The following is an 11289-nucleotide window of genomic DNA, read 5'->3' on the forward strand; positions in this document are numbered from 1 at the left end:
CCGGCGGGGCCGAAATATTTGGGGCGGAAAAAGCGGTCCGGGTCCTGCTCGATCAGCATGGCCGCTTCATCGAGGCCGGAGACTTTCAACAGGAGCGCGGTGATGCCGTCGCCGTGGTGGTTTTCGCTGAAATAGGCGAAGAACTTGCCACCTTCGACGAAGAAGCCGGGGGAGCCGTGGGAGAGTTTTTCGGCTGCGGCCGGCAGGTTCAGCGCCAGGCTGCGCACGCGGGTGAGCAGGGCTTCGGGGCGATCAGCTGCCGACACGAAATCGGCGAGCACGCGCGGGTAGAGCTGGTGTTCGGCATATTGCACGCGCACCGCCAGCGTTTCGGGCGTGTCGCCGGGCAGCACCTTGATGCGGGCCTGGGCGAGGGTTGGGCCATCGTCCAGTTCGGGGGTGACGATGTGGATGGTGCAGCCGGTCTCGGCTTCGCCGGCCGCCAGCACGGCTTCGTGGGTGTGCAGGCCCTTGTGTTTGGGCAGCAGCGACGGGTGGATGTTGAGGCAGCGGCCCTGCCAGTGGGTGACGAATTCGGTCGACAGCAACCGCATGTAGCCGGCGAGCGCGATGTGGGTGACGCCGGCCTGTTCCAGTTCGCGGGTGATGATGGCGTCGAATTCGGCGCGCTTCAGGCCCTTGTGGCTGTGCGCGAAGGTCGGCACGCCTTCCGCTGCTGCCAGCGCAAGCCCGGCGGCTTCGGGATCGTTGCTGCCAACGACGACGATCTCGTAGGGGCAATCATACAGCCGGCTGGCATAGAGCAGCGCGGCCATGTTGCTGCCGCGGCCGGAGATCAATACGGCCACCCTTGCCTTTGGGCGAGCCCGCTCAGGCATCGTGACTGGCCGTCCAGGCGGCGGCTTCGCCCCACTGGCCGGGCGCGCCGTGGATTTCGCAGCCCTTTTGGCCGGCGATGATCTCGCCGATGATGCTGGCCTGTTCGCCGGCTTCGGCCAGCGCGGCGATCACGGCTTCGGCCTCGGCGCGGTCCACCACCAGCACCATGCCGGTGCCGCAGTTGAAAGTGCGCGCCATTTCGGCGGCTGCTACGCCGCCTTGTGCGCGCAGCCAATCAAACAGCGGCGGCAATGCGGGGGCGGCGACCAGCGCGCGGGAACCGGCAGGCAGCACGCGCGGGATGTTTTCGAGGAAGCCACCGCCTGTGATGTGGGCCAGCGCCTTGATGCGGCCAGCACGGATGAGCGGCAGCAGCGGCTTCACATAGATGCGAGTGGGTTCGAGCAGCGCTTCGGCGAGCGTGCGGCTGGGGTCGAACGGGGCCGGGGCGGCCAGATCGGCGCCCGAACGCTCAAGGATGCGGCGGATGAGGGAATAGCCATTGCTGTGCGCGCCCGACGACGCGATGCCAACGATAAGCTGGCCGGGGGCAACACCGTCACCCGTGAGCTGTTCGCCGCGCTCGACCGCGCCGACCGAGAAGCCGGCCAGATCATAATCGCCCGCCGCATACATGCCGGGCATTTCCGCCGTCTCGCCGCCGATCAGCGCGCAGCCGGCCTGCTTGCACCCCTGCGCGATGCCGGCGACAACCCGGGCGGCAACGCCGTTCTCCAGCTTGCCGGTGGCGAAATAATCCAGGAAAAACAGCGGCTCTGCGCCTTGCACGATGAGATCGTTGACGCACATGGCGACCAGATCAATGCCCACCGTATCGTGGCGGCCGGTATCGATGGCCAGTTTCAGCTTGGTGCCGACACCATCATTGGCAGCGACGAGCAGCGGATCCTTGTAACCCGCCGCCTTCGGATCGAAAAAGCCGCCAAAGCCGCCGAGTTCCGCGTCGGCACCGGGGCGGGCCGTGGCGCGGGCCAGCGGTGCAATCATCTTCACCAGCGCGTTGCCGGCGGCGATATCCACGCCGGCATCAGCATAGGTAAGCGGGGGAGTGAGGGGGCGTTTTTCGCTCATGCGCGCCGCCATAGCGCCAGTCGGAGCCAAGCGCCAGCATCCGTGCTTGGCAAGCAGCCGGGTGCGGCCCTAAACAGCGGCTGTGAAGCGCATCCTTGCCCTGTTCGTCGGTGCCGGCCTGATCGCGGCGATTGCTGTCGCCCAGCAGGCCAGCCGCAAGGCGACACGCCCCGCGTCTGATCCATCAGGCGGGGCGGGCAGCGCCTATGCCGTGGGCGGCATCGACGTGGACGTAACCGCCAAGAATGTTGACGACGCCCGCCGCGCCGCGTGGACGCAGGCGATGCGCCGGGCCTGGCCGAAACTGTGGTCACGGCTGTCGAACAAGCCGGAGGAGCAGGCACCGCGGCTTTCCGATGGGCAGATTGATGGCATGGTGGCCGGCATCGAAAGCCAGGGGGAACAGTTTTCCGCCAACCGTTATATCGCGCGGTTGGGCGTGGTGTTCGATCGCAGCCGCGCTGCCGATTATGTGGGCGGCGTGGCCAGCCTGCAATCGCCGCCGATGCTGTTGCTGCCGCTGCTGGTGGATGGCGGCGCGGCACAGGTAACGCAGGCCAGGACGCCGTGGCGCGATGCCTGGGGCCGCTGGCAGGGCAATGTGACGCCGATCGATTATGTGCTGCCCGGCGGCAGCGCAGCCGACAATCTGTGGCTGAGCGCGGCGCAGGTTCGGCGCAGCGATCTCGCCGGCTGGCGCAGCATCATCACCCGGTTTGATACGGTGGATGTGCTGGTGGCCGAAGCCCGGCTGACGCGCAGTTATCCGGGCGGGCCCATTCGCGGCTTGTTCATCGCCCGCCACGGCGCGGCCGGCACCGAACTGGGCCGGCTGGCGCTGAAGGTGAGCAGCGAGGCCGGGCTGGCGCGCCTGCTGGATGAAGGGGTGAAGGGCATCGACGCGCTTTATGCCCAGGCACTGCGTGACGGCCGGCTGCGCGCCGATGCTGATCTGGCGATTGACGTGGGAGCCATCATCGCCGCCGATGTGCAGATCGGCACGCTGCCGCCCGAATCGAGCACGCTGGTCGTTGCCGCCATCACGCCCGACAATGCCAGCCTGGCGGCGGCCGAACGGCTGTTGCGGGCAATTGCCGGCGATGTGCTGATGGCGCAGGTGGCGGTGGGCGGCACCAGCCGCATCGAAGTGGCCATGCCCGGCGGGGAAGCCGCCCTGCGCACCGCACTGGCCGCGCGCAGTTGGGGGCTGGAGCGGCAGGGGGCTGATCTGGTGCTGCGCCGGCTGCCGGCACCGCCGCCGCTGGCCGTGCCTGCCACGCCGCCGGCACCTTGAACCCGCTGCCGTGAGCCCACGCCTGTGAGTTTGGCGCCCGAACCGGCGCTGCCGCTGGCCTGGCCGGCCGATCTCAGCCCGGATCGCCTTGCCATAACCGAAGCCAATCGCGCCGCGGCGGCGTGGCTGGCGAGCCCCGGCCTGTGGCCGGTTCCGGTGACGTTGGTGGTTGGCCCGGCTGGCAGCGGCAAGACCCATCTGGCGCGCTGGTTTGCGGCCCACCATCGGGCCAAAGTGATCGAAAACGCGCAAGGCGAAGACCCGGAGAGCCTGTTTCACGCCTGGAACGCCGCCAGCCGCGAAACGCCGTTGTTGCTCACCAGCGCGCTGGCCCCGCGCGACTGGGGTCACGGCCTGCCCGATCTGGCCAGCCGCATGGCAGCCACGCCGCTGGTGCGATTGGGGGAACCGGATGATGAACTGCTGGCCGCCGTGCTGGCCAAGCTGTTCGCCGAACGCGGTATCAAGGTGGGCGATGATCTGATCCGCTGGCTGATGGTGCGCATCGAACGCAGCCTGGTGGCGGCGCAGGCCGTGGTGGATGTGCTTGATGCCGCTGCCTTGGCTCGTCGCCGCGCTGTCACCATACCGCTGGCTCGCGAAGTGGTGGACGGGCAGGGTGAATTTGGCTTTTAGCGCCGTCTCGCCCCTACCCAGCTGGCGCGTTGCGGGCTAAAGCATTGGCGATGCCCAACACGCCCCCCATCCCGAATGTCGCAATCGCCATCCCGGCCAGCGAGCGCTATTTCAACCGCGAACTTTCGTGGCTGACATTCAACGAGCGGGTGCTGGCCGAGGCGATGAATCGCGCCCACCCGCTTTTGGAACGGCTGCGCTTCCTGTCGATTTCGGGCAACAACCTCGATGAGTTCTTTATGGTGCGCGTGGCCGGCCTGCGCGGCCAGGTTCAGGCCAATATCGAAACCCTGAGCGCGGAAGGCATGACCCCGGCGCAGCAGCTGGTCGCCATCGCCATACAGGCCGATCACCTGATGGAAGAACAGCAGCGGGTGTGGAGCCTGTTGGTCAAGGAATTGGCACGCACCGATTTCCACGTGATCACCGCTGAAAAGCTGACCATGGTGGAGCGCGACTGGCTGCAGACGCATTTTCTTGGTCAGATTTTTCCGGTGCTTACCCCGCAGGCGATTGATCCGGCGCACCCGTTTCCGTTCATCCCCAACAAGGGGTTTTCGCTGATCCTGGAACTGCGCCGCCAGTCCGATGACGAGCTGCTGCGCGCGCTGTTGATGCTGCCCGCGATGCTGCCGCGCTTCATCCGCTTGCCGGGTGCAGGGCGTAGCGGTGGGAGTGTGCGCTGGATCAGTCTTGAAAACACCATCCGTGCCTTTTTCAGCCAGCTGTTCCCCGGCTATGATCTGGTGGGCGATGGCGTCTTTCGGGTGATCCGTGATTCCGATATCGAAATAGAGGAAGAAGCCGAAGATCTGGTGCGCTTTTACCAGACCGCATTGAAGCTGCGTCGGCGCGGCGAGGTGATCCACCTCACCATGGAAGAAGCCACGCCGCCCGGCCTGCTCACCCTGGTCAAGGGCCAGCTTGGTGTGGATGATCGCGATACGATCCTGGTGTCGGGCGTGCTGGGCATCAACGATCTGGCGCTGCTGGTCGATGAAGACCGGCCCGATCTGAAATTCGAACCGCACATGCCGCGTTTCCCCGAACGGATCCGTGAACATGGCGGTGATTGCTTTGCAGCGATCAGAGCCAAGGATCTGGTTGTCCACCATCCCTATGAAAGCTTTGACGTGGTGCTGGCCTTTCTGCGCCAGGCCGCGGCCGATCCCGATGTGATCGCCATCAAGCAGACGCTGTATCGCGCCGGCAAGAACAGCCCCATCGTGCGCGCGCTGATCGATGCGGCCGAAGCCGGCAAATCGGTGACGGCGGTGGTCGAACTGAAAGCCCGCTTTGACGAAGAGCAGAATATCCGCTGGGCCAGCGAACTGGAACGCGCCGGCGTGCAGGTGGTTTATGGCTTTGTCGAATGGAAGACGCACGCCAAGCTGAGTATGGTGGTGCGGCGCGAAGGGGCGGCGATCCGCACCTATGTCCACTTCGGCACCGGCAATTATCACCCGATCACGGCGCGCATCTATACCGATCTGTCGTTCTTTACCGCCGATCCGCTGCTTGCCCGCGATGCGGCGCAGGTGATGAACTACATCACCGGCTATGTGCAGCCCACCAAGCTGGAAAAGCTGGCGATGGCGCCGCTCGCCATGCGCAGCCGGCTATATGGCCTGATCGACGAGGAAATCGCCCACGCCAAGCAGGGCCGGCCGGCGGCGATCTGGGTGAAGCTGAACAGCCTGGTGGATGCCGGCATCATCGAGAAACTTTATGAAGCCAGTGCCGCCGGGGTGGAGATTGATCTGATCATTCGCGGCATCTGCTGCCTGAAACCCGGCGTGCCCGGTCTTTCTGACAATATCAGGGTGAAATCGGTCATCGGCCGCTTTTTGGAGCATAGCCGCATCTGCGTGTTCAGCGGCGGCCATGAACTGCCCAACCGCCACGCCAAGGTGTTCATCTCCTCGGCGGACTGGATGCCGCGCAACCTTGATCGCCGCGTGGAAATCATGGTGCCGATCGAAAATCCCACCGTCCACGCCCAGGTGCTGGATCAGGTGATGCTGGCCAATCTGAAGGACAATCAGCAAAGCTGGGAAATGGATGCCAAAGGCAAGTATCACCGGATTGTGGACGATCGGGAGGAGCCCTTCAACCTGCACCGTTATTTCATGACCAATCCATCGCTGTCCGGGCGCGGCCAGGTGAAGGGTGCCGCCGCCGTGCCGGTGCTTATGCTGCCGGACGAGGATGATGACCTGAATGAGGCGAGCGATGCCGCCGGCCTGGCCTGAAGCGGTGCCGGAACCAATGCCAGAACCAGCCATCGATCCTGCCCACCGCGTGGGCCTGCCGCCCGAAGCAACTGGTGGCCCCGCCCGTGATGGGCGCTGCGCCATCATCGACATCGGCAGCAACAGCATCCGCCTTGTGGTTTATCACGGCCGCAGCCGCGTGCCGGAAACCATCTTCAACGAAAAGGTGATGGCCGGTCTGGGGCGCGGGATCGCCATTGATGGCCGCCTGACCAAGGGTGCGATGGAGGTGGCTATTGCTGGCCTTCGGCGTTTTGCCGCGCTCACCGGCGCCATGGGGGTTGCAGATGTGCGCACCGTTGCCACCGCCGCCGTGCGCGAAGCCAGGAACGGGCCGAAGTTCATCGCGCGGGTGGCGGCCGAATGCGGCCTGACCATCGAGCTGATGGATGGCGAAGCCGAAGCCCGCGCGGCCGCCATGGGGCTGGTTTCGGGCATTCCGATGGCCGATGGCGTGGTGGGCGATCTGGGCGGCGGCAGCCTTGAACTGATCCGTGTGTCGAACGGCGTGATGGGCAACCGCATCAGCCTGCCGATAGGCGCCCTGCGGCTGGACGCGGTGCGCAAGCGTGATCGCCGCGCGCTGGGGCCCTTCATTGCCAAGGCGCTCGACAAGATCGCCTGGGCCGGGGAGGGCAAGGGCAAGCCGTTTTACATGGTGGGCGGTTCGTGGCGGGCGCTGGCGCAGATCCATATCTGGATGAGCCAGCACCCGCTGCCCATCGTCCATCAATATGAAATGCCAGCAGCCGCGCCGACCCAGCTGTTCCGCAGTCTTGTCCAAACCGAATTGTCCACGCTGAAGGCCGTGCCGCACCTGTCCATCTCGCGGCTGCCGTCGCTGCCGGGGGCGGCGATGCTGTTGGCGGCGGTGGTGAAGAAACTGGGATCGTCCAGCGTTATCGCGTCGGGCTTTGGCCTGCGTGAAGGCCTGTTGTTTGCCGATCTGGCAGCCGAGGAACAGGCACTGGACCCGCTGATTGCCGCCGCCCGCGCCGAAGGTGCGCGCCAGGGCCGCTTTGCCGAACATGGCGATATGCTGTTTGACTGGATGGACCCGCTGTTTGCCGACGAGCCCGCTGGCGATCGCCGGCTGCGGCTGGCGGCGTGCCTGCTGTCGGATATTGCCTGGCGCGCTCACCCGGATTTCCGTTCCGAACGCGGGGTGGATGTGGCGCTGCACGGCAATTGGGTGGCGGTCACGGCGCCTGAACGCGCCGCGCTGGCCTGTGCGCTGCATTATTGTTTTGGCGGCAGCCCGCAGGCACCGGCAATGGCGACATTGCTGCAGCTGGCGCCGGCCTCGCTGCTGGGGCGGGCCCGCGTCTGGGGCCTGGCGCTGCGCTTGGGCCAGCGCCTTACGGGCGGCACCCCGGTGGGCCTTGCGGCCAGCCGGCTGGAACGGGATGGCGATGCCGTGCTGCTGCGATTGGGCGGCGGCCATGCCGATCTGGCCGGCGGCGATGCCGTGCAACGGCGGTTGAAACTGCTGGCGTCGTCGCTTGGGCTTGAACCTCGGCTTGGTCTGGTGTGATGCAGGTTGCGATCCTCACCTTTGATGGTTTCAACGAGATCGACAGCTTCGTGGCTGCCGCGATCATCAACCGGCTGCGGCCGCTGGGCTGGATGGCGCATATCACCGCGCCAAGCCCGCGCGTGACCTCGATGAACGGGGTGGAGGTGACGGCGCAGCGCCCGCTGGCGTTTGCAGCACAGGCAGATGCGGTGATCATCGGCAGCGGCATGAAAACCCGCGAGGTGGCGGACGATGCTGCCCTGCTGGCGCAGATCAACCTTGATCCGGCCCGGCAGCTGATCGGGGCGCAATGTTCGGGCACGCTGCTGCTGGCGCGGTTGGGGCTGATCGGCTCGTTGCCGGCCTGCACCGATCTGATCAGCAAACCGTGGGTGCAGGCCGCCGGGGTGGATGTGATCGACGCGCCGTTCGTGGCGCACGGCAATGTGGCGACGGCGGGCGGCTGCCTCGCGTCGCCTTATCTGGCAGCGTGGATCATGGCACGCGGTGCCGGCTGGGACGCAGCGGCCAGCGCATTGCACTATGTGGCGCCGGTGGGCGAAAAACAGCGCTATGTTGCGAGCGCACAGGCAGTGGTGGCGCCGTTTCTGCCGGCTTAATCGCCGCTCAACTGGCTCATCTTCAACTTGCCATTGGTCACTGCAAAGCCCAGCCGGCCTTCGACGAGGGCCAGCGCATCGGCGCCGAAAATATCGTGCCGCCAGCCTTGCAGCATATCCAGCCCTTCACGCTGGCCCGACGCGAGCAGTTCCAGATCATCGGCGCGCACGATCAGGCGCGGCGCGACGCCGGCTTCCTTGGCGCGGATTTTCAGCAGCAGCTTGAGCAGATCGGCGATCAAGGCACCTTCGGATGACAGGCCGGGGCGCTGCGGTTCGCGCGCCGGCATTTCATCGGCCTCCAACGGCGGCGCGTTTTCCAGCGCCACCATCAGTCGCGCGCCGATGGCGTTGCCGCCCCACGCTGCCGACAGGCCGCGCACCTTGGCCAGATCAGTCTGGAAGCGCGGCGGGGATGAGGCGATATCGGCCAGCGTTTCGTCTTTCACGATGCGGCCGCGCGGCACATCCTTGTCTTGCGCTTCCAGTTCGCGCCATCGCGCCAGCGCCTTCATCCGGCCCAGCACTTCGGCCTTGCGGCTGGGCAGGCGCAGGCGCAGCCAGGCGCGTTCCGGATCGTTGGCATAGGTCGCCGGATCAGATGCCCGGTTCATTTCTTCGTCCAGCCACTCGCCGCGGCCGGTGCGGCGCAGTTTTTCCACCATGCGCGGAAAGATGTCAGCCAGATGGGTCACGTCGCCAATGGCATAATCGATCTGGCGATCGTTCAGCGGCCGCCGCGCCCAATCGGTGAAGCGGGCACCCTTATCCACCTGAATATTGGCATAGGCCGCCACCAGGTTGGTGTAACCAATCTGTTCGCCCAGCCCGAGCGCCATTGCGGCGATCTGCGTGTCGAACAATGGCTGCGGCGTCTTGCCGGTGAGATTGTAGATGATTTCCAGATCCTGGCCGCCGGCGTGGAACACCTTCAACACCGGTTCTTCCACCAGCAGCCTGAGCAGCGGGGCCAGATCCAGGTCCGGGCTCTTGGGATCGATCGCCGCCGCTTCGTTGGGGCAGGCGACCTGCACCAGGCACAGATCAGGGTAATAGGTGCTCTCGCGCATGAATTCTGTGTCCACCGCGACAAAGTCGGCGGTAGCCCAGCGGGCGCAAAGTGCTTCGAGAGTCGCGGTGTCCGTCACCAGCGGATGAATCAGCATGGCGTCCGTTACTCCAATCTCGCCGCTTGACAAAGCGGTGAATGACGTGTGCTAGCCGCCCCTTCAGAACAAACTGCCGGAAGCCGGAAAAATGCACGCTTATCGCACCCACACATGCGCCCAGTTGCGCGCTGCCGATGCCGGCCAGACAGTGAAATTGTCGGGCTGGGTTCATCGCAAGCGCGATCATGGCGGCGTGCTGTTTGTCGATCTGCGCGACCATCATGGCCTGACCCAGATCGTTGCCGGCCCGACATCGCCGGCCTTTGCGGTGCTGGATCGGATCCGGGTTGAATCGGTGGTCACCATCGTGGGTGATGTTGTGCTGCGTGAAGGCGGCGCGATCAATGCGCGGCTGCCCACCGGTGAGATCGAAATCCGTGCCAAGGAAATCACCGTCCAGTCCACCGCCGATGAACTGCCGATGCCGGTGGCGGGTGAGGCCGAATATCCCGAGGATATCCGCCTGAAATATCGTTTCCTGGATCTGCGCCGCGACCGGCTGCACCAGAACATCATGCTGCGCAGCAACGTGATTTCGTCCCTGCGCCGCCGCATGATCGATCAGGGGTTCATGGAATTCCAGACGCCGATCCTGACGGCGAGCAGCCCGGAAGGCGCGCGCGATTATCTGGTGCCCAGCCGCGTGCACCCCGGCAAATTTTATGCGCTGCCGCAGGCGCCGCAGATGTTCAAACAACTGCTGATGGTGGCCGGCTTTGATCGCTATTTCCAGATCGCGCCCTGCTTCCGCGATGAAGACGCCCGCGCTGACCGCAGCCCCGGCGAATTCTACCAGCTCGATTTCGAAATGAGCTTTGTCACACAAGACGATGTGTTTGCCGCCATCGAGCCGGTGCTGGCCGGCGTGTTCGAAGAGTTTTCCAGCTTTGGCGGCCGTACGCCTTGGGAAGTGACCAAGGGCGCCTTCCCGCGCATTCCCTATGCCGAATCGATGCTCCGCTATGGCAACGACAAGCCCGATCTGCGCAACCCGTTGGTCATCACCGATGTTGGCAGCCACTTCGTCGGTTCGGGCTTTGGCCTGTTCGCCAAGATGGTCGAAGCCGGCAATGTCGTGCGCGCGATTCCCGCGCCGGCCACCGCCGAGAAGAGCCGCAAGTTCTTTGACGACATGAACGAATGGGCCCGCGCCGAAGGCTATGCCGGGCTGGGTTATGTCACCCGCAAGGGCGGCGAGTTTGGTGGCCCCATTGCCAAGAACCATGGCGAAACCGGCATGCTGGCGCTGTACGAAGCGCTGGGCCTTGGCCCGGGTGATGGCTGTTTCTTTGCCGCCGGCAAGGAAGCGCAAGCCGCCAAGCTGGCTGGTCTGGCCCGCACCCGCATCGGTACGGAACTGAACCTGATCGAACAGAACGCGTATAAATTCTGCTGGATCGTCGATTTCCCGATGTTCGAGTATGACGAAGATACCAAGAAGATCGACTTCAGCCACAACCCGTTCAGCATGCCGCAGGGCGAGCTGGAAGCGCTGGAGACCCAGGATCCGCTGACCATCAAGGCGTTCCAGTACGACATCGTCTGCAACGGCGTTGAACTGTCGTCGGGCGCGATCCGCAACCACCGGCCCGACATCATGTACAAGGCGTTCGAAATCGCCGGCTACACCCAGGCAGAGGTGGATGCGAACTTCTCCGGCATGATCAACGCCTTCAAGTTCGGCGCGCCGCCGCACGGCGGTTCGGCGCCGGGCGTGGACCGCATGGTGATGCTTATCGCGGATGAACCGAACATCCGTGAAGTCATCGTCTTCCCGATGACGCAGAAGGCCGAAGATCTGATGATGAACGCGCCGGCACCAGTGTCGCTGAAGCAACTGCGGGAGCTG

At 65.1% G+C, this 11289-nt stretch carries 9 protein-coding genes; 6 read left to right on the forward strand and 3 right to left on the reverse strand.

Annotated elements, in window-relative coordinates:
- Both purN and purM read right to left on the reverse strand, forming a co-directional pair.
- The coding region (gene purN / locus RMO81_RS09205) for a phosphoribosylglycinamide formyltransferase (RefSeq protein ID WP_310475536.1) at positions 1-839 on the reverse strand (839 nt) is incomplete at its 3' end.
- Positions 832-1932 carry a phosphoribosylformylglycinamidine cyclo-ligase gene (gene purM, locus RMO81_RS09210; protein WP_310475537.1) on the reverse strand — a complete coding sequence of 367 codons (1101 nt, stop codon included), beginning with the start codon at positions 1930-1932 and terminating at the stop codon, positions 832-834. The genes purM and purN, both read right to left, overlap by 8 nt.
- Positions 1933-2014: 82 nt before the next feature.
- On the opposite strand from purM, the gene RMO81_RS09215 reads away from it, so the two are divergent.
- From RMO81_RS09215 to RMO81_RS09235, 5 genes are read left to right on the forward strand one after another with little or no spacing between them, the layout of a single operon-like run.
- Positions 2015-3226, forward strand: coding sequence for a heavy-metal-associated domain-containing protein (locus RMO81_RS09215; RefSeq protein ID WP_310475538.1), 1212 nt, complete (start codon positions 2015-2017; stop codon positions 3224-3226).
- Positions 3227-3250: 24 nt separating this feature from the next.
- Positions 3251-3862, forward strand: a complete 612-nt coding sequence (locus RMO81_RS09220) for an HdaA/DnaA family protein (RefSeq protein WP_310475539.1) — start codon at positions 3251-3253, stop codon at positions 3860-3862.
- Between the two features lie 50 nt (positions 3863-3912).
- On the forward strand, positions 3913-6114 hold the full coding sequence (locus RMO81_RS09225) for an RNA degradosome polyphosphate kinase (protein WP_310475540.1): 2202 nt from the start codon (positions 3913-3915) through the stop codon (positions 6112-6114).
- A 16-nt stretch (positions 6115-6130) separates the two neighbouring features.
- The gene (locus RMO81_RS09230) at positions 6131-7669 is read left to right on the forward strand and encodes a Ppx/GppA family phosphatase (RefSeq protein ID WP_310475541.1); all 1539 of its coding nucleotides are present in this window, start codon (positions 6131-6133) and stop codon (positions 7667-7669) included.
- Positions 7669-8271, forward strand: a complete 603-nt coding sequence (locus tag RMO81_RS09235; protein WP_310475542.1) for a DJ-1/PfpI family protein — start codon at positions 7669-7671, stop codon at positions 8269-8271. The genes RMO81_RS09230 and RMO81_RS09235 overlap by 1 nt, the downstream gene beginning before the upstream one ends.
- Here the strand turns inward: RMO81_RS09235 and rnd are convergent.
- Positions 8268-9437 carry a ribonuclease D gene (rnd, locus tag RMO81_RS09240; RefSeq protein WP_310475544.1) on the reverse strand — a complete coding sequence of 390 codons (1170 nt, stop codon included), beginning with the start codon at positions 9435-9437 and terminating at the stop codon, positions 8268-8270. The two genes, RMO81_RS09235 and rnd, sit on opposite strands and share 4 nt — an antisense overlap.
- 91 nt (positions 9438-9528) lie before the next feature.
- On the opposite strand from rnd, the gene aspS reads away from it, so the two are divergent.
- Positions 9529-11289, forward strand: a 1761-nt coding sequence (gene aspS / locus RMO81_RS09245; RefSeq protein ID WP_310475545.1) for an aspartate--tRNA ligase, incomplete at its 3' end; no start/stop codon positions are given.

It is taken from the genome of Sandarakinorhabdus sp. (assembly GCF_031422795.1).
Lineage (GTDB): Bacteria > Pseudomonadota > Alphaproteobacteria > Sphingomonadales > Sphingomonadaceae > Sandarakinorhabdus.